The following is a 23,852-nucleotide window of genomic DNA, read 5'->3' on the forward strand; positions in this document are numbered from 1 at the left end:
GCTGAATTCGATTCGTGATGATCGAGAGTCCGGCACAATGAATCAAACGAAACGTTTTCGTGTTCATCAACAGTCCTGCTCATGCAAACGCCGCTCGAACTGCGCCATCTGCGCACGCTGGTCGCCCTGCGCGAGGCCGGCAACCTGTCCCGCGCGGCGCAATTGCTGAACCTCACGCAGTCGGCGCTGTCCCATCAGCTGAAGGCGCTGGAGGAGCACTACGGCGCCGAGCTGTTCGCGCGCAAGAGCAACCCGCTCGTGTTCGGCGTTGTCGGCCAGCGGCTGCTGAAGCTGGCGGACGCCGTGCTCCCCCGGGTCGACGAAGCGGACCGCGACGTGCGCCGGCTGGTGGACGGCTCGGCCGGCCAGCTGCGCATCGCCGTGGAGTGCCACACCTGCTTCGACTGGCTGATGCCGGCGATGGACGCCTTCCGCGAGCGCTGGCCGGAGGTGGAGCTGGACATCGTGTCGGGCTTCCAGGCCGACCCCGTGGGCCTGCTGCACCAGGACCGCGCCGAGCTGGCCATCGTGTCGGACGTGGACGCCGATGAGACCGGCGTCGTCGTGCATCCGCTGTTCAGCTTCGAGATCGTGGCGCTGCTGCCCAAGGGCCATGCGCTTCTGGCCAAGTCCTGGCTGGAGGCAGCCGACTTTGCGGGCCACACCCTCATCACCTACCCGGTGCCCGACGAGATGCTGGACCTCGTGCGCCGCGTGCTGCGGCCTGCCGGCATCACGCCGCCACGCCGCACCAGCGAGCTGACGGTGGCCATGCTGCAGCTGGTGGCCAGCGGCCGCGGCATCGCGGCGCTGCCGCTGTGGGCGGTGGAGGGCTATCTGGCCCGCGGCTATGTGGCGCGCCAGCGCATCGGTGAACAAGGGCTGACGGGCCGGCTCTACGCCGTCAGTACGCCGCGCCTGGCGGTCAAGCCCTTCCTGGCCGACTTCGTGCGGCTGATGCGCGAGACCTCGCTGCTGAACCTGGCCGCCGTGAGCCTGCTCTAGTTGCGCGCGTGGGTGACGCGGTAGCCCGCCACGCCGTGCAACTCATGCAGCCGGCCGGTGAAGCGGCACAGCGTCTGCCCCTTGAAGTTCTGTTTGGCCGTGCAGACGAAGCGCCATTCCTCATGGTCGCCCTGCTTCTCGATGCTCAGTGAGCCGGGTGCGAAGCGGTAGCCCAGGCCATCGGCGAACTCCGCCAGTTCGGCCTGCGTAAAGCGCCGGCCGGGTTCGCCGCGCAGCGTCACGGCGATGGCCGGGTGGGAGGGCAGCCGGCTCTCCAGCTTCGCGCCCCACATCATCAGCGTGGCGCACAGCAGCGTCAGCGTGATGGCCGCGAAATAGAAGCCCATGCCCAGCACGATGCCGATGGCCGAGGCCGCCCACATGGAGGCCGCCGTCGTCAGCCCCGAGATGTTCATGCCCTCGCGCATGATGACGCCGGCACACAGGAAGCCGATGCCGGTCACCACGCCCTGGATGACGCGCGTCGGGTCGGTGAACTGCGGCAGCCCACCGCCCGCCACGTGGCCGCCGAACCACTGGTCGGGGTAGCCGACGAGGATGGTCACGGCGCAGGACGCCATGCACACCAGCGCGTAGGTCCGCATGCCCGCCGCACGGCCGTGGTAGGCCCGCTCGTAGCCCAGCAGCAGGCCCAGCAGCATGGCGCCCAGCAGATGCATCAGCATCAGCACGTTGGCGGCCCATTGGCCGCCGGTCCAGTAGCGCAGCAGGAGGTCGGGTTCGAGCATGGGCGTGGGCGCTGGCGGGGCTACCTTGCCCCGCAGCCACGCTAACCCAGTCCGGTGCGGCCCGCCAGAGGGGCCGCCGGACGGTTGCTCAAGCGAGCGCCGTCATGCGCTCGACGAGCACACACCGCACCCACTTGCGCGCGGTGATCTGCACCGTCTGCGCGCGCAGGAACTCCTCGGCCTGCGAGTTGGGCGACTCGAACTCGAAACCGCACAGCTGCACGATCTTGCTCAGCGGCCGGCTCCAGACGCGGCGCACCGAGGCGCTGAAGAGGGGCACGCCCTCGTCCTCGCCGAGCAGCAGGCGCAGTTCGTAGTGTTGCGCGTCCAGCAGCGGCTCGGCGGAGGTGAGGATCTGCAGGCCTTCCTCGCTGAGGTTGACGACGACGCCACCGCGCGCGTCCGACAGGCCCTCGGGCTTGATGACCCAGACCGGCAACTGCTCATGTTCGGCGGGGACGAGAAAGAACTCGACGCGAGGGGAACGGCGTTGGTCGGTCACGGACATGGCGGGGTGCTCCATTCAAGTGGCAGGCAGATGATGCAAACGCCACGCAGAAGACCAGCCGTGCATGACATCGTGGTGAAGTCGCTCGCTACCATGCAGCGCAACGAGAAGCATTGCAGCGGAAAGCGCATTCATGACGCGGGCTGAAGGGATAGGCAGGCGTTTGCGGCGGACGTTCGAACTCTACGTTGAAGGCGACGTGGAGTCCGCGCGGATTCGCGCGGAACATCTCGGCCAGTTGATGCGGCTGACGCCGCTGTTGATGGGTGCCAACCTGATCGCTGGGGGCCTGGTGTGGCTGGCCGTGGGCCGCGCCGGCGGCGTCTGGCTGGCGGCCTGGCTGAGCCTGCTGTCGCTGCTGGCGGCCTTTGGCATCGCCGGCTGGTGGGCCAGGCGCAAGCGCGTGGGTGGCCGGGCATCGAGCAAGGCGTACCGGCGTGGTACCTGGCATGCCGCGCTGCTCGGGCTGTGCTGGGGCCTGGCGGCCGTCTTGTGGTTCGTGCCGGCAGCGCCGGCGGAGCGCGTGCTGATCGCCACGCTGGTGACCGGCATGCTCGGTGCCGGTGCTTTCGCGCTGGCCATGCTGCCCTGGGCCAGCCTGGCCTACACCTGGCTCATCGTGGCCGGCGCGCTGCTGGCGCTGTGGCGGGCGGGCGAGCCCATCTTCCTGGCCGTGGCGGTGCTGCTGCTGAGCTATGCCGGCGTCGTCTCGCTGGCGGCCATGGCGCTGGCGAGGCAGTCCACCGCGCTGCTGCGGGCGCGCTTCTCCCATGTGCGCCAGCAGCAGGTGGTGTCGCTGCTGCTGCGGGATTTCGAGGAGAACGCCAGCGATGCGCTGTGGGAAACCGATGCGGCGGGCCATATCGTGCACCGCTCCGCGCGCCTGGCCAGCCTGCTGGGCACCACGGAAGACCGCCTCGGCGAGGTGAAGCTGCCCCAATGGTTCGCCGCCCGCTCGCAGCAGGCCGCGCCGCTGCTGGCGGCCTGGGCGCTGGGTCGGCCGTTCCGCGACATCAAGCTGCAGCTGGGCCGGGGCGATCAGGCGCGCTGGTGGGCGCTGAGCGCCAAGCCCATCGCGGGGGCAGCCGGCGGCGGCTGGCGCGGCGTCATTGCCGACATCACCGAGGCCCAGCGCTTCGAGAACCAGCTGCGCATGCAGGCCGAGCACGACGCGCTGACCGGGCTGGCGAACCGGCGCAGCCTGATGAACGCCGCCCATGCGGCCATGGCGCTGGGCCGGCCGGGCTGGCTGCTGTCCATCGACCTGGACCACTTCAAGGTCATCAACGACAGCTCCGGGCATTCCACCGGCGACGAGGTGCTGCGCGCCGTCGCGGGCCGGCTGCTGGCGCTGGCGGAGGAGGGCGACCTCGTCGGCCGGCTGGGTGGTGACGAGTTCGCCATGCTGCGTCTGGGCGAGTCGCCGAAGCGCGCGCCGCAGGCCATGGCGGCGCTCATCATCGACAAGCTCAGCGAACCCATCGAGGTAGGCCCCAAGCGCCTGCATGTGGGCGCCAGCGTGGGCCTGGCGCGGCTGGACCCCAGCGTTGCCAACGTCGAGGACCTGATGGTCAACGCCGACCTGGCCTTGTACGACGCCAAGCGCTCGGGCCGAGGCCGCAGCGTCGTCTATGCCAGCTCGCTGGGCGCCGCCAGCCGGCGCATGCACACGGTGGAGCAGGCCTTGCGCGAGGGCCTGGGGCAGGGCCAGTTCGAGCTGCACTTCCAGCCCAAGGTCGATTCGCACAGCCTGCGCGCGCTGGGTGTGGAGGCGCTGATGCGCTGGGAGCACCCGGTGCTGGGCTCGGTGTCGCCGGGCGAGTTCATTCCGGCGGCCGAGCGTTGTGGCCTCATTCATGAGCTGGGCGCGCTGGCTCTGCAGCAGGCCTGCCTTGCGGCGCGCGACCTGCCCGGGCTGAGCGTGGCCGTCAACGTGTCGCCGCTGCAGCTGATGGAGCCCGGCTTTGTCGACAGCGTCGAGCGCGTGCTGGTGCGCGCCGGCCTGGGGCCGTCGCTGCTGCACCTGGAGGTCACCGAGTCGCTGATGCTGGAAGACGCCCAGGCGGCGCTGCGGCGGCTGCATGCGCTGCGCGACCTGGGTGTGCAGGTAGCGCTGGACGACTTCGGCACCGGCTTCTCGTCGCTGGCCTATCTGCGCGCCTTCCCGTTCCACACGCTGAAGATCGACCGCTCCTTCGTGCGCTCGCTGTCGGAGCACAACGATGCGCGCGCCATCGTCAGCACCATCGTGCAGATGGCCGGCGTGCTGGGCATGCGCACCGTGGCGGAGGGTGTGGAGACCGAGCGTGAGCTGGCCATCGTCCGCGAGATCTGCTGCGACGAGGTGCAGGGCTACCTGGTCGCCCGGCCCATGCCCCTGCCCAAGCTCAAGGATTGGCTGGCCGGCCGCCCGGTTACCGGGCCTGTGGACGACATGGACTCGCGCATCCTGCCGTGGCGGGTGACGCAGCTGGCGCCACGCACGACGATGTTCTGCGCCGATCTCTGAGTAGGAGGCCTGGGGTGGTTTGGGCCGAGCGCCGGGCCGCCCCAAGCCGGCCCGTCTGGCGATGTGCTTGCCGGTCAACCCGGCAAGCATCGCCGTCCCCATGGGGGACCGACCAGGCCCGCCCGCGTCCAGCGGTGCGGAACTGGGCGAGGGGCGTCATACCGCCAGAAGGTCGACTTCGAACAGCAGCGTCGCATTCGGCGGGATCACGCCACCCGCGCCATGCGCGCCATAGCCCAGCTCCGGCGGCAGCACCAGCAGGCGCGTGCCGCCCACCTTCATGCCTTGCACGCCTTCGTCCCAGCCCTGGATGACCTCACCGCCACCGAGGTGGAACTTGAAGGGCTGGCCGCGGTCCTTGCTGGAGTCGAACTTCTTGCCGCGCAGGCCGTCCTTGTAGAGCCAGCCGGTGTAGTGCACCGACACGCGCTGGCCAGAGGCCGCTTCGGCGCCGTCGCCGACGGTGCGGTCCTCGTACTGCAGGCCGCTGGCCGTGGTCTGCAGCGTCAGCTCCACGGCCTCGGGGCCGCCGGCCACTCCCAGCAGTTCCACGTCGAAGCACAACGTCGCGTTCGGCGGGATCACGCCACCGGCGCCGCGCGCGCCATAGCCCAGGCCGGCCGGGATGATCAGCGTTCGCTTGCCGCCGATCTTCATGCCTTGCACGCCCTCGTCCCAGCCCTTGATGACCATGCCCGCGCCCAGCTCGAACTCGAACGGGTCGCCGCGGTCCTTGCTGGAGTCGAACTTGGTGGTCTTGGCGCCGTCGACCCACAGCCAGCCGGTGTAGTGCACGGTGACGTCCTGGCCGGCTGCGGCCTGCTTGCCGTCGCCTTCGACGCTGTCTTCGAACTGAAGGCCGGTGGGCGTGGTGTTCATGGTCGATCCTTGAGTTGGGAAAAGCCGGGGATTGTCACCGCGTGGGGCTGGCAGGCCGCACGTAGAGTGCGCAGGCCATCATTCAAACGAGGTCAGCACATGCCGGCAGGAGGCAATTGGAAGGAGATGTACCAGGCGGGATGCGAAGGCGACCTCGCGCTGGTGGAGTACCACGTCAAGGCCGGCGTGGACATCAACTACGCGCACCCGGAGTTCCTGTCCACGCCGCTGGTGGCTGCGATATTGGCCAGGCAGCAGGAGGTAGCGCTGTATCTGTTGGCGCACGGCGCGAATCCGGACCTGCCGTCCGAGTTCGACGCCGCCACGCCCATGCAGGCGGCGCGCAGCGTCGGGCTGACGGCGGTGGAGGACAGGCTGTGCGAACTGGGTGTCGCCAGGCCGGCCGCCGAACCCGAGCGCCTGGGCTGGTTTGCGAGGCTGTTCGGCGGCCGACGCCCCGCCTGACAACGGATTGCCGGGATGAACATTCGAGTCGCGCAGGCGCTCGTCGTCATTCACCTGGCGTTGGTGCTGGCGCTTGTTGCCGGTGTGGTGGGCATCTGGCGCATTCGCTGCGAGAACTTCGGCTGCATCGGTATCGGCATCGCGTGGTTTGCCTGGGCCGTCGCCTTCTGTGTTGTGCTGGGCTTCGGCGCGCTGGCTCGCATCAAGCGGCAACTGACGGGTCTCGCGCGGGTCTGCCAGGTGGCGTGGTGGCTTCAGCTGCTGATGGGCGCCGCTTTGCTGGCGGTCTGGGCCGTCAAGAGCTTGCGCTGAACTTGGCGCGCCATGGCTGCAGTGCTGCGGCAAGCGCCTCGGCGGCTGTTCGTGGCTGGGCCTCAAGCGCCAACCCCAACCGCGCGGCTGCCGCTTGCAGCTGTGCGGGCGGGTCGCTCAGGTCAAGCGCCGCCGCCCCGTTCTGCTTGGACAGCTTGTGCCCGTCCGCCGCCAGCACCAGCGGCGTGTGCAGGTAGCGCGGCGTCGCCACGCCGAGTGCCCGCTGCAGCGCGATCTGGCGCGGTGTGTTGTCGGCCAGGTCCTCGCCGCGGACGACATCGGTGATGCCTTGTTCGGCGTCGTCCACGACGACGGCGAGTTGGTAGGCCCACAGGCCGTCGGCGCGCTTCAACACAAAGTCGCCGACTTGCGCGTCGAGGTCCTGCGACTGCGCGCCGAGGCGGCGGTCCTGCCAGTCGACATGGCCTTCAACGCGGAAGCGCCAGGCACGCACGGGCCGGCCGTTCGTGCCATGGTGGCAGGTGCCCGGGTAGACCAGCTCGCCGTGCTTCGGTCTAGGGCCCGCTGCTGCGGCTATCTCGGCCCGCGTGCAGGCGCAGCCGTAGGCGTGGCCCGAGGCAATCAGGCGGTCCAGCGCGCCCTGGTAGAGGTGGCTGCGGCGGGACTGCCAGACGGGCGGTTCGTCGGGCTGCAGGCCCAGCGCGGCAAGCTGGCCAAGGATGAACTCGCCCGTCCCTGGCGGACAGCGCGGGCCGTCGACATCCTCGATGCGCACCAGCCACTGGCCGCCGTTCGCTCGCGCGTCCAGCCAGCTCGCCAGCGCGGCCACCAGTGAGCCGGCGTGCAGCGGGCCGGTGGGCGAGGGGGCGAACCGGCCGCGATACACAGCCGTCAAAGGAGCAGCCCTTCGTGCTGTTCCAGCAGCGCCTTGCGCGTGGTCTCGCTGCGCAGCCTGTCCAGCCACCACGCCAGCGCCTTGCCCGGCGCATGGCCGGTTTCCCGCCAGGCGTAGTGCATCTGGCCCGTCCGCCGGCCCTCGTAGGTGGCCTTGCGCACAAGGCGGCCGGCGTCGATGTGCCGCCGCACCATGGGCACCGGCAGCGAGCCGCAGCCCAGGCCGCGCAGCAGTCCTTCGAGCTTGGTGGCCAGCGACGGCACGGTCAGCACGTCCTGCCCGGGCAGCATGCCCACCGTGATGGGCGCCAGCAGCCGGGCGCTGTCGGCCACGGCAATGATGCGGTGCTCGGCGATCTGGCCGGCCGTCAGCGGCTCGGCCAGGTTGGCCAGCGGGTGGTGCGGCGCCACGCAGAAGGCGAACTCCAGTTCACCGCTGGGTTCGCAGTGGATGTTGGCGCTCTGCAGCTGGGCCGGCACGCCGATGGCCAGGTCCGCCTGGCCGTGCAGCAAGGCCTCCCAGGTGCCGGCCAGCACTTCCACGCGCAGTTTGAGCCGCGTGGGCGGCGGGCCGCCGCCGTCGATCTTCTCGGCGTAGAAGGCGTCCATCAGGTCGAACAGCGCGCGGCGTGCGATGGCGTCGTCCACGGCGATGGTCAGCTCGCTCTCCCAGCCGGTGGCGATGCGGCGCACGCGGTTGGCCACGGCGTCCAGCTCCTGCAGCAGGCGGCGCCCCTCCACCAGCAGCTCCTGGCCGGCGGCGGTCAGCACGGCCTGGCGCGAGCTGCGGTCGAACAGCAGCACGTCCAGCGCGTCCTCCAACTGGCGCACCGAGTAGGTCAGCGCCGACGGCACGCGGCCCATCTCGCGCGCGGCGGCGGCAAAGCTGCCGGTGCGGGCGATGGTGTCCATCATGGACAGGGCTTCAGGGGTCAGCGCACGGCGCTTTTCTTGGGCGGTCGACATTGGTTCAGTCTATTTGAATGGTGTCGCCAAGCCTCGCTGTCGATGAGCGGGGGCGCGGCTCCTACATTGACTCCATCGCAAGCAAACACAGGAGCCCAGCATGACCACCCAACTCATCAAGTCAAGCGACCGCGGCTACGCCGACCACGGCTGGCTGAAGTCCTTCCACAGCTTTTCGTTCGCCGATTACTACGACCCTGCACGCATGGGCTTTGGCCCGCTGCGCGTCATCAACGAGGACAAGGTCGCCGCCGGCAAGGGCTTCGGCACGCACGGCCACCGCGACATGGAGATCATCAGCTACGTGCTCTCCGGCGAGCTGGCGCACAAGGACAGCATGGGCAACGGTGAAGCCGGTGGCGCGAACGCCGGCGTCATCCGCCCCGGTGATGTGCAGCGCATGAGCGCCGGTACCGGCGTCATGCACAGCGAGTTCAACCACGCCAAGGACCAGACGACGCACTTCCTGCAGATCTGGATCATGCCGGACCAGCGCGGCATCGCCCCGAGCTACGAGCAGAAGCACTTCGACCCGGCTTCCAAGCGCGGCAAGTTGCGCCTGGTGGCGGCCAACGACGGTGCCGACGGTTCGGTGACCATCCATGCCGACGCGAAGCTGTACGCCGGTCTCTTCGACGGCGCGGAACAGGCCGAACTGGCGTTGGCAGACGGCCGCATCGCCTACATCCACGTCGTGCGCGGTTCGCTTACCGTGAACGGGCAAGACCTGACGGCGGGTGATGCGTTGCAGGTTCGTGAAGCATCGCGCCTCGCGCTGACTGCTGGTCACGACGCCGAAGTGCTGGTCTTCGACCTCGCCGCTTGAATCTTTCCCGTCCCCCCACCCTGAGGAAATCCACCATGAGCAAGATCGTCGTTCTCTACCACTCCGGCTACGGCCACACGAAGAAGGTCGCCGAGGCCGTGGCCGGCGCGGCCGGCGCCGAGCTGATCGCCATCGACGCCGAGGGCAACATCACCGAGGCCGACTGGGCCGCGCTGGCCGCCGCCGATGGCGTCATCTTCGGCACGCCGACCTACATGGGCGGCCCGAGCTGGCAGTTCAAGAAGGTGGCCGATGCCAGCAGCAAGCCCTGGTATGCCCAGCTCTGGAAGGACAAGATCGCCGCAGGCTTCACCAACTCGGCCACGCTGAATGGCGACAAGCAGGGCACGATGCAGTACCTGCACACGCTCAGCCAGCAGCACAGCATGATCTGGGTGGGCATGGGCCTGAAGGCGCCCAACCACAAGGCCGCCACGCGCGACGACATCAACAACCTGGGCGGCTATGCGGGCCTGATCACGCAGACGCCCAGCGATGCGTCGGCCGACGAGATGGTGCCGGGCGACATCGCCACGGCGAAGGTGTTCGGCGAGCGTGTGAAGGCGGTCGTGGACCGCTGGACGAAGAACGCCTAAACCAGCCCGAGATCGCGCGCGCTGGCGCCAGGGAAGACCTGGGCCAGCTGCGCGTCGTTCAATCCGTACATGCGCCTGAACAGCCCGCCCAGCACCGCGCGGTACTCGTTGAGCACCGGGTAGTCGCGGTTCTGGTGCAGCGTGGCGGCGTTCACCGCCACCTGCTCGCCCGCGATGCGCCCGCCGCGCACGCCGCCGCCCAGCACCCAGTAGGCGCTGCCGTGGCCGTGGTCGGTGCCACGGTTGCCGTTCTCGCGGAAGGTGCGGCCGAACTCGCTGACGACGACGACGGCCGTGTTGTTCCACTGCGGCCCCATCTCGTTGGCGAATAGCGCCAGGCCCCGGCCCAGCTCGCCCAGGCGGTTGGCGAGCTGGCCGGTGGCGCCGCCCTGGCCCACGTGCGTGTCCCAGCCGCCCACGTCGATGAAGCCCAGCGTGACGCGCTCGCGCATCAGCCGGGCGATGCGGCGCGCCTCCAGCGCAAAGCCCTTGGCGGCGATGGCGCCGCGGCTGGCGGCTTCCATCTCGGCCGCCTTGTCACCAGCCATCTCGCGTGACACCTCCTCCCGCACCTCGAAGCCGCCGCGCACCGCGCCGTGCAGCCGGGTGCCGGCGTACATGCTGGCGATGACCTCCGCCTGTGCCGCGTTGATGCCCGGCTTGTTCACGTCGCGCAGCGCCTGGTTGGCCACGGGGCGCTCGCCACGCAGGATCAGCGGCACCTGGTCGGTGAAGGCCATGGCCTCAAGCCGCGAGCCTGCGCCCAGCACCGTGGCGAGCCGGTTCATGAAGCCGCTGCGGAAGTCGCGCGAGCCTTGTTCCGGCTGGCCCAGCTCGATGTGGTCCTGCGTCTCGAAGTGGCTGCGCGACGTGTCCTTGCTGCCGGCAAACGGCACGAAGGCCGCCTGGCTCTTGAGCCACAGCGGGTGGAGGCTGTCGGCCACCGCCGGCGCCAGGCCCCAGTCGGCATCCAGCGGCAGCGCCGCCGCCTTGGCGATGGCGATGTTGGGCCGGGCCTCGTAGTAGAAGCTGGACGACGTGGGCACCAGCAGGTTGGCGGCGTCGTAGGCGCCGCGCAGGAAGACGACGAGCAGGCGCGGCGTCTCGGGTGCGGCAGCCCATAGCCGCAGGGGCAGCGCGGCGCCCAGGCCGAGTTGGAGTAATAGACGGCGATTCATCGGGCTTGGGGCTTACCTGTGCATGAAGTCGGGGGAGGCCAGCAGGTAGGTGTTCCATTCCTGCGGCGACGTGGCCTGGCTCAGCGCCTGCTGCGTGGCGGCGGCCAAGCGTGGCGCGATGCCTTCGTAGTACAGGGGCTGCACGAGCATCGGGAAGGCCGGCCGGTCCCTGGCCTCGCCCTCCACCTTGAACAGCCCCGCGCTGCCGCTGCCGATGGCGCGGGCGATCTCGAAGCGCGTCGTCATCTGGCCCGGCCCGGCCCAGGCGTTCTCGTCCATCGGGTAGCCGTCCGGCGTCTGCCGGTTGTAGGGCGCCTGGCCCAGGCGGTAGAGCCAGCCGATCATCGGGCCGGTGTTCAGCACCACCTTGTCGGCATAGGCCAGCCGCACGGCGGAGACGACGTAGTGCGTCGGGCTCTTGAACTTGCGCCCCAGCGAGGCCTCGAACTCGGGCGACTGCACCATGGTGCGCAGCACGTCGGCGATGCGGCCATCGGTCTGCCGCCAGCGCTCGGCCATGCGCTCGACCAATGCCGCTGGCGGCTCGTCGGCGACGAACTGCTGGGCCAGCTTGCGGGACACGAATCGCGCCGTGCTCGGGTGCCTGGCGAGCAGGTTCAGCACCTGGTCCAGCTCGGCATCACCCTCACCCTTGACGGTGATGCCCAGCAAGGTCTTCTCGCCAAAATCATGCCGCGCGGGGTTGAACTCCATCAGTCCATCGCGGCGGTAGAGCGCCTCGCGCTGTGGCGGCAGCTTGGGCTTGTTGTCGGTCAGGTTCACGCCCAGTCCGGTCAGCACGCGGGCCAGCTCCTGCACGTCGCGCTGGCTGTAGCCGCCGCCCACGCCCAGCGTGTGCAGCTCAAGCAGCTCGCGGGCGTGGTTCTCGTTGATGCGGTTGGCGGCGTTCTGCTCGTTGTCGAGATAGCGCAGCATGGCCGGGTGGCGGGCCGTGTAGCCGAGCAGGTCGCGGAAACGACCGAGGGCGCGCTCGCGCAGCCCCTGCTCGTAGTCGCCCACCATGGCGCGCAGGTTGTTCTTGTACTGGTGGACGTTGAAGTGGTTGAACCAGAACCACGTCAGCTGCTCCTGCACCTGGCGCGGCGAGTACAGCGCGTTCAGCAGCGCCCGCGCCGAGGCCTCGCGGGCCAGCTTGGTCAGGGCCTGCTGGTAGTTCTTCTGCGCTTCGGCCTTGGCGGCGTCGTCGGTCAGCGCATCGGCGGCCTTGCGCTGGGCCTCCATGCGCTGCACCAGCGGCAGCAGGTCTGTCTGCGTGATGGCCAGGGCCTGGATCTGCGCCTGGGCGGCTTCGGGCAGCGGGGCGGGGGCGTGTGGTGCCAGCTGGGCGTCCAGCCAGGCGGCGCGGCCTTGTGTGCGAACGGCAGCCAGGTCGGCGCGGCTGGCGCCCCACGTGAGACGGTCCAGCCAGAGCGTGTCTTGGGCTGGACCGTATGCGGTGCTGGCCGTTGGCGGCGCGGTGGCGCAGCCGATCAGGCCGAGGAGCAGGGCGGCGCTGAGCGCGAGGTTTCTCATGGCGGGCGCCATGATGAGGCCGCCCGAGGCGCGCTGTCGAGTCGCGCAACAAGACTTCACATCCCGTTGCTGCTGTCAGTGCGACGCGCTCACTTCAGATAAATGCGGTCAAACACCCCGCCATCGTCGAAGTGCGCCTTCTGCACCTGGCGCCAGTCGCCGAACAGCTCGCCCAGCGTGAACAGCTTGACCGGCTGGAATGTCTTTGCGTACTTGGCCGCGACCTTGGCGTCACGCGGGCGGTAGTAGTTCTGCGCGGCCAGTTCCTGGCCTTCGGGGCCGTACAGGAACTCCAGGTAGGCCTGAGCCTGCTTGCGCGTGCCGCGCTTGTCGACGACCTTGTCGACGATGGTCACCGGCGGCTCGGCCAGGATGGACAGGCTGGGCGTGACGATTTCGAACTTCTCCGGGCCCAGCTCCTTGACGGCCAGGAAGGCTTCGTTCTCCCAGGCGATCAGCACGTCGCCGATGCCGCGCTCGACGAAGGTCGTCGTGGAGCCGCGGGCACCGGAGTCCAGCACCTTGACGTTGGCGAAGATCTTCTTGACGAAGTCCTGTGCCGTCGCCGGCGTGCCGCCGTTCCTCAGGTTGTAGCCCCAGGCCGCGAGGTAGTTCCAGCGCGCGCCGCCGCTGGTCTTGGGGTTGGGGGTGATGACCTCGACGCCCGGCTTGATCAGGTCGTTCCAGTCCTTGATGCCCTTGGGGTTGCCCTTGCGCACCAGGAACACGATGGTGGACGTGTAGGGGCTGGCGTTCTGGGGCAGGCGCTTCTGCCAGTCCAGCGGCAGCAGCTTGTGGTCGGCGATGGCGTCGATGTCATAGGCCAGGGCCAGTGTCACGACATCCGCTTCCAGACCGTCGATGACCGAGCGTGCCTGCTTGCCCGAGCCGCCGTGCGAGGCTTTGATGGTGACGGTCTCGCCGGTCTTGGCCTTCCAGCTGGCGGCGAAGGCCTTGTTGAAGTCTTGATAGAACTCGCGCGTCGGGTCGTAGGAGACGTTGAGCAGCGTGGCTTGTGCGAGGGCGCCGGTGGCGGCGACGGCAAGGGAGAGGGCGGTGAGAAGGCGGCGCATGGTGTTGGAGTTGGGAAGGGAGACCTCACTCTAGGGAGGCGGAGATATGCGGTGAACGAAGAAGAACGCGCTAGCTCATGCGGCTTTCGACCAAGCGAGCACGGGCTCGCGGCCTTCCTGCACCGGCAGCTCGTGGCGGGCGGCATCGACGACCTCGCGCTTGAGCGGCGAGGCAAAGGTCTGGATGAACTCGTAGACGTAGTCGCGCAGATAGGCACTGCGGCGCACGGCCAGGCGGGTCATGTTGTCTTCGAAGAGATGGCGGGCGTCGATGGCGCGCAGGTGGCGGTCGCGCTCTTCGTCGAAGGCGATGGCCGCGACGATGCCCACGCCCAGGCCCAGCTCCACATAGGTCTTGATGACGTCGGCGTCCATCGCGCTCAGCACGATGTGCGGCGTGAGCTGCGCGGCGGCGAAGGCGTCGTCGATGTGCGAGCGGCCGGTGTAGCCCAGCTCGTAGGTGACGATGGGGAACTGCGCCAGGCGGGCCAGAGTCAGCGGGCCGTCCAGCAGCGGGTGGTCGGGCGGCACGACGACCGAATGCGTCCAGCGGTAGCAGGGCAGGGCCACTAGCTCAGGGTATTGCGCCAGCGCCTCGGTGGCGATGCCCACATCGGCCTCGCCGTCGAGCAGCAGCCGCGCGATCTGCTGCGGCGAGCCCTGCTGCAGGTGCAGGCTCACGTCAGGGTGATGGGCGCGGAAGTCACGGACGGCGGGCGGCAGCGCATAGCGCGCCTGGCTGTGCGTGGCGGCGATGCGCAGGCGGCCGCTGCCGGCCTGGGCGAAGTCGTCGGCCGCGCGCTTGAGGTTGTCTGCCTCCTGCAGCAGGCGTTCGATGACGGGCAGCACCTGCTCGCCGGGCTCGGTCAGGCCGGTCAGGCGCTTGCCGACGCGCACGAAGAGTTCGATGCCCAGCTCATCTTCAAGTTCGCGGATCTGCCGGCTGACGCCGGGCTGCGAGGTGTGCAGCGCCTGCGCGACTTCGGTCAGGTTGAAGCCGCGGCGCTGGGCCTCACGGACGGAACGGAGTTGCTGGAAGTTCATGCGGGGCGATTCTGCGAACTGGCGCTCATGCTGTCGCCGAACCATTCGCCATATGGTTATTCGGTTCTTGCTCAGTCGGGCCGCAGTGCGCCGCCTAAAGTCGGCCGTCCCAACAAGGAGCACGCGCATGACTCAACCCATCCCGCCCCAGGCCTGGCCGCTGTTCGACCGTTACGTGCACGGCGACCTGAGCCGACGTGGCTTTCTGGACCAGGCTGCTGTGTTTGCCGGCGGCCCGGCCGGTGCGGCGGCGCTGCTCGCCGCGCTGAGCCCGAACTTCGCGGCCGCCCAGCAGGTCAAGCCGGACGACATGCGCCTGGCGACTCGCCGCCATGCCTTCCCGTCGCCGGACGGCAACGGCCAGGTGCAGGGCTACATGGTCAAGCCGTTCAACGCGACGGGCAAGCTGCCGGCCGTGCTGGTCGTGCATGAGAACCGCGGCCTGAACCCGCACATCGAGGACATCGCCCGCCGCGTCGCGCTGGCCGGCTACGTGGCCTATGCGCCCGACGCGTTGACGCCGCTGGGCGGCTACCCGGGCAACGAAGACGACGCGCGGGCGCTGTTTGCCAAGCTCGACCCGGCGAAGGCGCGGGCCGACATCGTGGCTGCGGCGCGTGGCCTGCTGACGCTGGCCGATGCCAATGGCAAGCTGGGCGTGGTGGGCTTCTGCTGGGGCGGCGCGTTGTCCAGCCATGTGGCGACTCAGGTGCCCGAGTTGGCCGTGGCCGTGCCCTTCTACGGCGGCGCGCCGGCGGCTGAAGACGTGCCGCGCATCAAGGCCAGGCTGCAGATCCACTACGCCGCCAACGACGAGCGCGTCAACGCGACCTGGCCGCCGTTCGAGGCCGCGCTGAAGGCGGCGGGCGTGCGCTACGAAGCCTTCACCTACCCCGGCACGCAACACGGCTTCAACAACGACACAACGCCGCGCTATGACGCGGCGGCAGCGCAGCTGGCGTGGGAGCGGACGTTGGCGGTGTTCAAGGCGGCGCTGGGCTGAACGTCACACGGCAAAGGCCCATTCGTGGAACTCCGCGTGCCGGGGCCTTTGCTCGGCTGCGGCCCTCGCGCGCGCGGCCTCGACCCAGCTCCGGGCCACCGGCAGCGGCCCGAAGCCCGCCTCCGCATTGATGTGGCCGACGTTGCCGAGGTTGCTGTAGCTGCTGCCCCAACGGTAGGCCCAACGGGCGGCGCTGGCGGCGCTCATCCAGGGGTCGTTGCTGCTGGCGATGAGGCGCGAGCGGCGCGGCAGGCGCTGATGCGGCAGCGCCTCGGCGAGGCCGAACTTGTCCGGCTCGGCCGGTGCCACTAACAGCGCTTCGCGGATGGGTGAGTCGGAGTGGTCGGCCAGGTGGCGGGCCAGCGCCAGGCAGCCAAAGCTGTGGGCGACGGCCAGCCATTCGCCGGTGCCTGCAACCTCCAGCGTGCGCTGGATGCGCTCGGCCCAGCGCTCCAGTTCGGGCCGGCTGGCGTCGCGCTGCGTGACGCGGCGGGCGTCGCGGTACTGACCCTGAAGCCAGGTTTGCCAATGCGCCGGGCCGCTGTCGTGCAGGCCCGGGATGATGAGGATGCGTGGGGCTTTGTAGCTCATGGCGTCAGAGCGTCGCGATCGACACCTCGGTGGACTTGACCAGCGCGACCACCTCGCGGCCGACTTCGAGGTTCAGGTCCTTGACCGAGCGCGTCGTGATGACCGAGGTGACGATGTCGCCGTTGCGGGTGAGGACATCGACTTCGGACACGACCGGCCCTTCGATGATTTCCTTGATGGTGCCGCGGAACTGGTTGCGGACGTTGATGGCGGTGATGCTCATGGGGGCTCCTGGATGGGGAGTCGCCAGTGTGCTCAGCGAGGGTTCGTTAGGGAACGAATGAAAACGTTGGTGGGCATGCGGGGGGCAAGGATGGGACTTCGTGGTTGCATCTACGGGGCGGTGTGCCTCATCGCAGCATTGCCGGGAGTCCGTCCCGGCGGCCGGGTAACTTTCTTCTGCGGGGCCAGAAGAAAGTCACCAAAGAAGAGGCCCTGAACCGCATACGAGCGAGACTCCGCCATGAGCGGCGCGCGAAAACGTCCGCTGGCATTGCGCCCACACGCGACCCGCTGCGCTCTCGCTGCTGTCCCTGTGAAGAGTGCCATCCATCGCTTCTTCATGCCCGTTAACGCCGGCTGCACGCCGGGCTTGCCAGGGAATGCCAATACCGCGTCGCTGGGGCGACGCCACCGGGGTTGAGCGCGAGCCATCGCGTCGCCCGAGCGACGCTGTGTTCGGTCTTCCTCGTGAGCCCGGCGTGCAGCCGCGCGTTGAGCGGCCCGCCGGTCCGATGGGTGGTGCTGGTGACAAGGACAGCAGCGAGAGCGCAGCGGGTCGCGTCGGCCCACTCAACGAGCGGCTGTCGCACGGCGTAGCTCATGCATGCGGTGCTGGTGTGCGGTTCAGCGCCTCTTCTTTGGTGACTTTCTTCTGGCGCCGCAGAAGAAAGTTACCCCGCCGCCGGGCGGGACTCCCGGCAATGTAGCGAGTCAAACCGGCTGGCTGCAAAAGCAACCCCCATCCGTGCCGTCGACGAAAACTTCAGATCCCCGCCCCAGCCTCGAACAAGCTCAACCTCGCCGCACTCAGCCGTACCCGCTGCCCACCCTGCAGGCTCAGCGCCTCGGCCTCAGCCCGCGTCAGCTCCGCCTCCAGCGGCTGCCCGTCCGGCCCGATCAACTCGACACGCGCACTCGCGCCAAACGACAACACCCGCTCCACCGTCGCGGCAAGACCTGGCGCCGATTCGTCTGTCAGGATCTGCAGCTCATGCGGCCGGGCATAGGCCTGCACTTCACCACCGCCCACGTTCGTGCCGGCACCGGGCAGCTGATGCTCGCCCATGTGCAGCACGCCGCCGCGCGCATGGCCCACGAAGCGGTTGACCGCGCCGAGGAAGCCGTAGACGAAGGGCGTGGCCGGGCGCTCGTAGACCTCCTGCGGCGTGCCGACCTGCTCGACGCGGCCATGGTCCATCAGCACGATGCGGTCGGCCACTTCCAGCGCTTCGTCCTGGTCGTGCGTGACGAAGATGCTGGTGATGTGCAGCTCGTCATGCAGGCGGCGCAGCCAGCGACGCAGCTCCTTGCGGACCTTGGCGTCCAGCGCGCCGAAAGGCTCGTCCAGCAGCAAGACACGCGGCTCGACCGCGAGCGCCCGGGCCAGGGCAATGCGCTGGCGCTGGCCGCCCGACAGCTGCGGTGGGAAGCGGTCGCCCAGCCAGTCCAGCTGCACCAGCTTGAGCAGCTCGGTCACGCGCTTCTTGATCTCGGCCTCGTTTGGTCTGTCCTTGCGCGGCTTCACGCGCAGGCCGAAAGCGACGTTGTCGAACACCGTCATGTGGCGGAACAGCGCGTAGTGCTGGAACACGAAGCCCACCTGACGCTCGCGCACATGCGTGTCCGACGCGTCCTGGCCGTCCAGCAGCACGCGGCCGCGGTCGGCCGTCTCCAGGCCGGCAATGATGCGCAGCAGCGTCGTCTTGCCGCAGCCCGAGGGGCCCAGCAGCGCGACGAGTTCCCCGCGCGGGAAGTCCAGCGTCACGTCGCCCAGGGCGGTGAAGTTGCCGAAGCTCTTGTGGATGTTCTGAACCTGGATGCCCATCATTCGTTCCCGTGCGACTGGCTCGCGCGCCACTCGATGAATTGCTTGATCACCAGCGTCACCAGCGCCAGCAGTGCCAGCAGCGACGCCACCGCGAAAGCGGCGGCAAACTGGTATTCGTTGTAGAGGATCTCGACGTGCAGCGGCAGCGTGTTCGTCAGCCCGCGGATGTGGCCGGAGACAACCGACACCGCGCCGAATTCGCCCATCGCCCGCGCATTGCAGAGGATGACGCCGTACAGCAGGCCCCACTTGATGTTGGGCAGCGTCACGCGGCGGAAGGTCTGCCAGCCGCTGGCGCCCAGCACGGTGGCGGCTTCCTCTTCGTCGCGGCCTTGGGCCTGCATCAGCGGGATCAGCTCGCGCGCGACGAAAGGGAAGGTCACGAACACGGTGGCCAGCACGATGCCCGGCACGGCAAAGATGATCTTGATGTCGTTGGCCTGCAGCCAGGGGCCGAACCAGCCCTGCGCACCGAAGATCAGCACGTACATCAGGCCGGCCACGACGGGCGAGACCGAGAAGGGCAGGTCGATGAAGGTGATGAGCAACTGCTTGCCGCGGAAGTCGTGCTTGGCGATGGCCCAGGACGCGGCCAGGCCGAACACGAGGTTCAGCGGCACGGCGATGGCGGCGGCCAGCAGCGTCAGCTTGATGGCCGAGAAGGTCTCTTCGTCGGCCAGCGACGCGAAGTAGACCTCCCAGCCCTTGCGCAGCGCCTCGGTGAAGACGGCCACCAGCGGTAGCACCAGGAAGATGAGGAAGAAGCCCAGGCCCAGGGTCAGCAGTGCGCGACGCACCCAGGGCGATTCACGCGTGGCGGGGTTGTCCTGGTACTTGGCGCGGGCGCGGGCCGGCGCGAGATGCAGGGCAGCACTCATTTCCTGCCTCCCCGCTGCGAAGTCCAGGCCTGAAGCCCGTTGATGATGAGCAACAGCACGAAGCTGACGATCAGCATGACGGACGCAATTGCCGTGGCGCCCACATAGTCGTACTGCTCCAGCTTGGCAATGATCATCAGCGGCGTGATCTCACTGACCATGGGGATGTTGCCGGCGATGAAGATCACCGAGCCGTACTCGCCGACGGCACGCGCAAAGGCCAGCGCGAAGCCGGTCAGCAGCGCCGGCAGCAGCGTGGGCAGCACGACATAACGGAAGGTCTGCCAGCGGTGGGCGCCGAGTGAGGCGGCGGCTTCTTCCAGCTCCGTCTCCATGTCCTCCAGCACCGGCTGCACGGTGCGCACGATGAAGGGCAGGCCGATGAAGATCAGCGCCAGCAGCACGCCCAGCGGCGTGAAGGCGATCTTGAGGCCGTCGTCGCCGAACAGGAAGGCCAGCGAGCCGCCCGGCGCGAACAGCGAGCCGACCCAGCCGTTGGGCGCGTACAGGGCCGTCAGCGCGATGCCGGCGACTGCCGTGGGCAGGGCGAAGGGCAGGTCGATGAGCGCGTCCACCAGCTTCTTGCCCGGGAACTCATAGCGCACGATGCACCAGGCCAGGATGAGGCCGAAGACGAGATTGATGCCCGCCGCGATCAGCGAGGCGCCGAAGCTGAGCTTGTACGAAGCCATCACGCGCGGCGATGTGGCCGCCGCCCAGAAGGCCTCGAAGCCGTGGCCCGACGACTTGACGAACACCGCGATCAGCGGGATCAGCACGATCAGCGACAGGTAGAACAGTGTGAAGCCGAGCGTGGGCGCGAAGCCGGGGAGCACGCGGCGCTTCATCGATAAGAACGAAGCCATGTATTGGTCTTATGTGGTTTGCATTTCGGGCCGAGCGCCGGGCCTGCCATGGGCCAGAGGCCCATGTCCTTCCGTAGGCACAAGCAGTCCGCAGGGACTGCTTGTGTCCGACTTCAGTTCGCCAAGCCGTCCCGCCTCGGGCGAGGCGTCAGCGTTTGATGCTTGCCATCACCTGGTCAAACGAACCGCCGTCGGCAAAGTGCTGCTTGCTGACCTTGGCCCAGCCGCCCAGCGTCTGGTCCACCGTGAACAGCTTGATGTTGGCGAAGCGCTGCTGGTGCTTCTTGAAGATGGCCGGGTCGCGCGGGCGGAAGTTGTTCTTGGCGATGATTTCCTGCGCCTCCGGGCTCCAGTGGAAGTCCAGGTAGGCCTTGGCCAGCGCGGCCGTGCCCTTCTTGGCGGCGACCTTGTCGACCAGCGCCACCGGCGCATCGGTCTCGATGGAGATGCTGGGGTTGACCTGCTGGAAGTTGCCCTTGCCGAACTCGTTCTCGATCAGCTCCACCTCGGCCTCGAAGGTGACGAGCACGTCGCCGATGCCGCGCTGCGTGAAGGTCGTCGTGGCGCCGCGGCCGCCGCCGTCCAGCACGGGCACATTGGTCAGCACCTTGGTGACCAGCTCGCGGGCCTGGGCCTCGCTGCCGCCGGTGGCGATGACGCTGCCCCAGATGGCCAGGTAGCTGTAGCGGCCGTTGCCGGTGACCTTGGGGTTGGGCAGGATGACCTGCACGCCCGGGCGGGCCAGGTCGGCCCAGTCCTTGATGCCCTTGGGGTTGCCCTTGCGGACGAGGAAGGTCATCGTCGACGAATAGGGCGCTGCCGCATTGGGGAATCGGCTGCGCCAGTCGGCCGGCGTCAGGCCGCTGCTGGCGAGCTGGTCCACGTCCGTCGCCTGGTTCATCGTCACCACGTCGGCCTCCAGGCCGCCGATGACGGCACCGATCTGCTTGCTGGAGCCGCCGTGGCTCTGGTTGACGGTCACGACCTGACCCTTGGCCTTCTGCGCGGCGATGAAGGCCGGGTTGATCTGCTTGTACAGCTCACGGGCGACGTCGTAGGAGACGTTCAGCAGCGTCGGGTCGGCAGCGAAGGCGGGCAGCGCAGCAGAAGCAGCAAGCAGCGCGACGAGGGCACGGCGGGAAGGCAGGAAGGTGGACATGGCGGGGCCGTCGAATGAACGAAGCCGCGAGAGTGCCCAAAGTCTCTTATTCGCGGAAGGATAGTTTTCTTATTTCCTTATTCGATCCCTGGTGTTTGCAGGCTTGCAGCTTGCTAATCTCATGCGCATGCCCTTCGCCCTTGAACACCCCTCGACCGCCTCGCTGCTGCTGGAAAGCACGGGCGAAGGCATCTTCGGCATCGACATGGCCGGCTGCTGCACCTTCGTCAACCGCGCCGCCTGCGAGGCCCTGGGCTGGCGCACGGACGAGGTGCTGGGCCGCAACATGCACGAGCTCATCCACCACTCGCGCGAGAACGGCGCGCACTACCCCGAGTGCGACTGCCCGATCTTCAACGCCTTCCGCCGCGGCGACCCCTGCCGCATCGACGACGAGGTGCTGTGGCGGGCCGACGGCAGCGCCTTCCCGGCCGAGTATTCGAGCTACCCGGTCATCGAGCATGGCGTGGTGCAGGGCGCCGTCGTCACCTTCGTCGACATCTCGGCCCGCCGCCAGGCCGAGGCGCTGCTGCGCGCCAGCCACGACGAGCTGGAGCAGCGCGTGGCGGGCCGCACGGCCGAGCTGCGCGAGCTGGCCCACCACCTGGAGGCCGTGCGCGAGACCGAGCGCAAGCGCATCGCCCGTGAGATCCACGACGAGCTGGGCTCGCTGCTGGTGGCGTTGAAGATGGACCTGGACTGGCTGGCCCGCCGCGTGGGCGATGCGGCGCAGCGCGAGCCCATGGTGGGCAAATGTCAGCGCATGGGCGGGCTGGTGGACACGGCCGTCGAGGCGGTCGGCCGCATCATCACGGACCTGCGGCCCAGCATCCTCGACCACCAGGGGCTGTGGGCGGCGCTGGAGTGGCAGGCCCAGGAGTTCCAGCTGGCCGGCAGCGACGAGCGGCAGGTGGACTTCAAGATGCACATCGCTGCCGACGTGGTGCCCCCCGAGGGTGGCCTCGCCATCGCCGTGTTCCGCATCTTCCAGGAGGTGCTGTCCAACATCGCCCGGCATGCGCGCGCCAGCCATGTCGCCATCCGCATCGACGTGGACGCGCCGCCGGGGCCGGTGCTCTACCTGCAGGTGCGCGACGACGGCGTGGGCGCGGCGCCCGAGGCGCTGACGGATGCGCGCAGCTACGGCGTGCTGGGCATGCGTGAGCGGGCGGGGCACTTCGGCGGGCGGCTGGGCATCGAGAGCTTTCCCGGGCGGGGCACGACGGTTCGCCTCGTCATGCCTCTGGAGGCCGCGACATGATCCGCGTCCTCATCTGCGACGACCACCTCATCGTCCGCCAGGGCATCAAGCAGGTGCTGGCCGAGGCCGAGGACTTGCGCGTCGTCGGCGAGGCGGCCAACGGGCCGGATGCCATCCAGCAGGTCCGTGCGGGTGGCGTCGACGTGGTGCTGCTGGACATCGCCATGCCCCAGCGCGACGGCCTGGACATCCTGAAGGCGTTGAAGTCCGAGTTCCCCAAGCTGCCGGTGCTGATGCTGTCGACCTACCCCGACCGCCAGTACGCCGTGCGCAGCCTCAAGCTCGGCGCGGCCGGCTACCTGAACAAGAGCGCGGACAGCGAGCAGATGATCGACGCGGTGCGCAGCGTGGCGCGCGGCCGGCTCTTCATCACGCCCAGCGTGGCCGAGCAACTGGCTGGTGCGGTCGGTGCGGGCGGTCCAGGTCGAGGACGGGCCGACGACGAGCAGCCGCTGCACGAACTGCTGTCACACCGCGAATACCAGGTCTTCAAGCTGCTCGCCGCCGGCCGCAGCGTGGGCGAGATCGCCGAGCAACTGGTGCTGTCGCCCAACACCGTGTCCACCTACCGCACCCGTGTGCTGGAGAAGATCGGCGTGCGCAATGACGTGGAGCTGGCGCTGTTCGCGGTGCGCATGGATCAGGCTGACAGATAGGATCTCTTTCGGAAAAGTAAAACCGCGTTTCGTTTTGACGCGGTACATTGCCGGCCGCATGTTTCACCGCGCCGGCCGGCGCACAGAAAGAACTCCATGAGCGCCACCCTGCAGATCGCCGAAGCCTTCACCACCGCCCGCGCCGCCGGCCGTGCGATCGACGCCTACCCCGGCACGCCGCCCGCCACGCTGGCCGAGGCCTACGAGATCCAGGCCGCCGCGATCGCGCGTTGGCCCGACGCCGTCAAGGGCTGGAAGGTCGCCCGCGTGAACCCGGCCTTCGCGGCCCAGTTCCCCGAGGAGCGCCTGATCGGCCCCGCGTTCGCGCCCAATGTGCATCACGTCGAGGCCGGCGGCACGGCGACCTGCCCGGTGTTCGAGGGCGGCTTCGCGGCCGTGGAGGCGGAGGTTGTCATCGTTGTGGCCGAGGATCAGCCGGCCGGCAAGGCCGACTGGACGGCCGACACCGTGCTGCCCTTCGTCAAGTCCATGCACATCGGCGTCGAAGTCGCCAGCAGCCCGCTGGCGACGCTGAACGACATCGGCCCGGGCGCGGTCATCTCCGACTTCGGCAACAACTGGGGCGTCGTCGTCGGTGCAGAGATCGCCAACTGGCGCGAGCTGGAAACCATCGATGTCGAGACCTTCATCGGCGGCCAGTCGGTCGGCACCGGCAAGGTCAGCATCAAGCCGGGCCCGCTCGGTGCGCTGGCGTTCACGCTGAACAAGCGGGCTCAGCAAGGCCAGACGCTGAAGGCCGGTGATGTCATCTCCACCGGCATGATCACCGGCGTGCACGACATCCGCATCGGCCAGCAGTCGCGGCATGTGTTTGCGGGCGCGGGCGAGGTGCAGGTGCAGATCACCAAGGCCTGAGGGCCTGCAGCGAG

Annotated in this window: 25 protein-coding genes and 1 pseudogene; 10 read left to right on the forward strand and 16 right to left on the reverse strand. The window is 68.8% G+C overall.

What is annotated here, in order from left to right:
* Nucleotides 1-81: 81 nt before the first annotated feature.
* On the forward strand, nt 82-1,005 hold the full coding sequence (locus tag ACG00Y_RS07365) for a LysR family transcriptional regulator (protein WP_394477392.1): 924 nt from the start codon (nt 82-84) through the stop codon (nt 1,003-1,005).
* Here ACG00Y_RS07365 and ACG00Y_RS07370 read toward each other — a convergent pair.
* Both ACG00Y_RS07370 and ACG00Y_RS07375 read right to left on the reverse strand, forming a co-directional pair.
* On the reverse strand, nt 1,002-1,754 hold the full coding sequence (locus tag ACG00Y_RS07370; RefSeq protein ID WP_394477394.1) for an MgtC/SapB family protein: 753 nt from the start codon (nt 1,752-1,754) through the stop codon (nt 1,002-1,004). The genes ACG00Y_RS07365 and ACG00Y_RS07370 overlap by 4 nt on opposite strands.
* A gap of 88 nt (nt 1,755-1,842) precedes the next feature.
* On the reverse strand, nt 1,843-2,262 hold the full coding sequence (locus tag ACG00Y_RS07375; RefSeq protein WP_394477396.1) for a PilZ domain-containing protein: 420 nt from the start codon (nt 2,260-2,262) through the stop codon (nt 1,843-1,845).
* Between the two features lie 199 nt (nt 2,263-2,461).
* Between ACG00Y_RS07375 and ACG00Y_RS07380 the strand changes: the two genes are divergently transcribed.
* The gene (locus ACG00Y_RS07380) at nt 2,462-4,771 is read left to right on the forward strand and encodes a putative bifunctional diguanylate cyclase/phosphodiesterase (protein ID WP_394477398.1); all 2,310 of its coding nucleotides are present in this window, start codon (nt 2,462-2,464) and stop codon (nt 4,769-4,771) included.
* A gap of 156 nt (nt 4,772-4,927) precedes the next feature.
* Here ACG00Y_RS07380 and ACG00Y_RS07385 read toward each other — a convergent pair whose 3' ends face one another.
* Nucleotides 4,928-5,281, reverse strand: a complete 354-nt coding sequence (locus tag ACG00Y_RS07385; protein WP_394477506.1) for an FKBP-type peptidyl-prolyl cis-trans isomerase — start codon at nt 5,279-5,281, stop codon at nt 4,928-4,930.
* 24 nt (nt 5,282-5,305) lie between these two features.
* Nucleotides 5,306-5,650: pseudogene (locus tag ACG00Y_RS07390) on the reverse strand (FKBP-type peptidyl-prolyl cis-trans isomerase); the annotation flags it as partial.
* A 99-nt stretch (nt 5,651-5,749) separates the two neighbouring features.
* On the opposite strand from ACG00Y_RS07390, the gene ACG00Y_RS07395 reads away from it, so the two are divergent.
* Entirely contained in the window at nt 5,750-6,115 is a 366-nt protein-coding gene (locus tag ACG00Y_RS07395; protein WP_394477400.1) for an ankyrin repeat domain-containing protein, read from the forward strand.
* A gap of 15 nt (nt 6,116-6,130) precedes the next feature.
* The gene (locus tag ACG00Y_RS07400; protein WP_394477403.1) at nt 6,131-6,427 is read left to right on the forward strand and encodes a hypothetical protein; all 297 of its coding nucleotides are present in this window, start codon (nt 6,131-6,133) and stop codon (nt 6,425-6,427) included.
* Here the strand turns inward: ACG00Y_RS07400 and gluQRS are convergent.
* Together gluQRS and ACG00Y_RS07410 are read right to left on the reverse strand one after the other, a co-directional pair.
* Nucleotides 6,411-7,283 (reverse strand): tRNA glutamyl-Q(34) synthetase GluQRS, encoded by an 873-nt coding sequence (gene gluQRS, locus ACG00Y_RS07405; RefSeq protein ID WP_394477405.1) that lies wholly within the window; start codon nt 7,281-7,283, stop codon nt 6,411-6,413. The genes ACG00Y_RS07400 and gluQRS overlap by 17 nt on opposite strands.
* On the reverse strand, nt 7,280-8,248 hold the full coding sequence (locus tag ACG00Y_RS07410; RefSeq protein ID WP_394477407.1) for a LysR family transcriptional regulator: 969 nt from the start codon (nt 8,246-8,248) through the stop codon (nt 7,280-7,282). The genes gluQRS and ACG00Y_RS07410 overlap by 4 nt, the downstream gene beginning before the upstream one ends.
* A 100-nt stretch (nt 8,249-8,348) precedes the next feature.
* On the opposite strand from ACG00Y_RS07410, the gene ACG00Y_RS07415 reads away from it, so the two are divergent.
* Nucleotides 8,349-9,074 (forward strand): pirin family protein, encoded by a 726-nt coding sequence (locus ACG00Y_RS07415; protein ID WP_394477408.1) that lies wholly within the window; start codon nt 8,349-8,351, stop codon nt 9,072-9,074.
* Between the two features lie 35 nt (nt 9,075-9,109).
* Nucleotides 9,110-9,670, forward strand: a complete 561-nt coding sequence (locus tag ACG00Y_RS07420) for a flavodoxin family protein (protein WP_394477410.1) — start codon at nt 9,110-9,112, stop codon at nt 9,668-9,670.
* Here the strand turns inward: ACG00Y_RS07420 and ACG00Y_RS07425 are convergent.
* From ACG00Y_RS07425 to ACG00Y_RS07440, 4 genes are all read right to left on the reverse strand, one after another.
* On the reverse strand, nt 9,667-10,848 hold the full coding sequence (locus ACG00Y_RS07425; protein WP_394477412.1) for a DUF1501 domain-containing protein: 1,182 nt from the start codon (nt 10,846-10,848) through the stop codon (nt 9,667-9,669). The genes ACG00Y_RS07420 and ACG00Y_RS07425 overlap by 4 nt on opposite strands.
* Nucleotides 10,849-10,860: 12 nt before the next feature.
* The gene (locus tag ACG00Y_RS07430; protein WP_394477414.1) at nt 10,861-12,381 is read right to left on the reverse strand and encodes a DUF1800 domain-containing protein; all 1,521 of its coding nucleotides are present in this window, start codon (nt 12,379-12,381) and stop codon (nt 10,861-10,863) included.
* Between the two features lie 89 nt (nt 12,382-12,470).
* The gene (locus ACG00Y_RS07435) at nt 12,471-13,454 is read right to left on the reverse strand and encodes a sulfate ABC transporter substrate-binding protein (protein ID WP_394477416.1); all 984 of its coding nucleotides are present in this window, start codon (nt 13,452-13,454) and stop codon (nt 12,471-12,473) included.
* A 75-nt stretch (nt 13,455-13,529) separates the two neighbouring features.
* Complete coding sequence (locus tag ACG00Y_RS07440; RefSeq protein ID WP_394477418.1) at nt 13,530-14,498, reverse strand: CysB family HTH-type transcriptional regulator; 969 nt, start codon at nt 14,496-14,498, stop codon at nt 13,530-13,532.
* A gap of 127 nt (nt 14,499-14,625) precedes the next feature.
* On the opposite strand from ACG00Y_RS07440, the gene ACG00Y_RS07445 reads away from it, so the two are divergent.
* A complete protein-coding gene (locus ACG00Y_RS07445) occupies nt 14,626-15,501 on the forward strand; it encodes a dienelactone hydrolase family protein (RefSeq protein ID WP_394477420.1) in 876 nt (291 codons plus the stop codon).
* 3 nt (nt 15,502-15,504) lie between these two features.
* Here ACG00Y_RS07445 and ACG00Y_RS07450 read toward each other — a convergent pair whose 3' ends face one another.
* The 6 genes from ACG00Y_RS07450 to ACG00Y_RS07475 form a co-directional block, all read right to left on the reverse strand.
* Nucleotides 15,505-16,092 carry an RBBP9/YdeN family alpha/beta hydrolase gene (locus tag ACG00Y_RS07450; protein ID WP_394477422.1) on the reverse strand — a complete coding sequence of 196 codons (588 nt, stop codon included), beginning with the start codon at nt 16,090-16,092 and terminating at the stop codon, nt 15,505-15,507.
* A gap of 4 nt (nt 16,093-16,096) precedes the next feature.
* The gene (locus ACG00Y_RS07455) at nt 16,097-16,315 is read right to left on the reverse strand and encodes a TOBE domain-containing protein (protein ID WP_056272894.1); all 219 of its coding nucleotides are present in this window, start codon (nt 16,313-16,315) and stop codon (nt 16,097-16,099) included.
* A gap of 762 nt (nt 16,316-17,077) precedes the next feature.
* On the reverse strand, nt 17,078-18,139 hold the full coding sequence (locus ACG00Y_RS07460; RefSeq protein ID WP_394477424.1) for a sulfate/molybdate ABC transporter ATP-binding protein: 1,062 nt from the start codon (nt 18,137-18,139) through the stop codon (nt 17,078-17,080).
* Nucleotides 18,139-19,020 (reverse strand): sulfate ABC transporter permease subunit CysW, encoded by an 882-nt coding sequence (gene cysW, locus ACG00Y_RS07465; RefSeq protein WP_394477426.1) that lies wholly within the window; start codon nt 19,018-19,020, stop codon nt 18,139-18,141. The genes ACG00Y_RS07460 and cysW overlap by 1 nt, the downstream gene beginning before the upstream one ends.
* Nucleotides 19,017-19,886 carry a sulfate ABC transporter permease subunit CysT gene (gene cysT, locus ACG00Y_RS07470; RefSeq protein ID WP_394477428.1) on the reverse strand — a complete coding sequence of 290 codons (870 nt, stop codon included), beginning with the start codon at nt 19,884-19,886 and terminating at the stop codon, nt 19,017-19,019. The genes cysW and cysT overlap by 4 nt, the downstream gene beginning before the upstream one ends.
* Before the next feature lie 148 nt (nt 19,887-20,034).
* Nucleotides 20,035-21,045: a sulfate ABC transporter substrate-binding protein gene (locus ACG00Y_RS07475; RefSeq protein ID WP_394477430.1), complete on the reverse strand. Its 1,011-nt coding sequence runs from the start codon at nt 21,043-21,045 to the stop codon at nt 20,035-20,037.
* 127 nt (nt 21,046-21,172) lie between these two features.
* On the opposite strand from ACG00Y_RS07475, the gene ACG00Y_RS07480 reads away from it, so the two are divergent.
* The 3 genes from ACG00Y_RS07480 to ACG00Y_RS07490 all read left to right on the forward strand — a co-directional run bounded on the left by ACG00Y_RS07480 (nt 21,173) and on the right by ACG00Y_RS07490 (nt 23,838).
* Entirely contained in the window at nt 21,173-22,306 is a 1,134-nt protein-coding gene (locus ACG00Y_RS07480) for a PAS domain-containing sensor histidine kinase (RefSeq protein WP_394477432.1), read from the forward strand.
* On the forward strand, nt 22,303-22,962 hold the full coding sequence (locus ACG00Y_RS07485) for a response regulator (protein WP_394477433.1): 660 nt from the start codon (nt 22,303-22,305) through the stop codon (nt 22,960-22,962). The genes ACG00Y_RS07480 and ACG00Y_RS07485 overlap by 4 nt, the downstream gene beginning before the upstream one ends.
* A 96-nt stretch (nt 22,963-23,058) precedes the next feature.
* Entirely contained in the window at nt 23,059-23,838 is a 780-nt protein-coding gene (locus tag ACG00Y_RS07490) for a 2-keto-4-pentenoate hydratase (RefSeq protein WP_394477435.1), read from the forward strand.
* Nucleotides 23,839-23,852 lie beyond the last annotated feature (14 nt).

The organism is Pelomonas parva (genome assembly GCF_043555835.1).
GTDB classification, from domain to species: Bacteria; Pseudomonadota; Gammaproteobacteria; order Burkholderiales; family Burkholderiaceae_C; genus Pelomonas; species Pelomonas parva.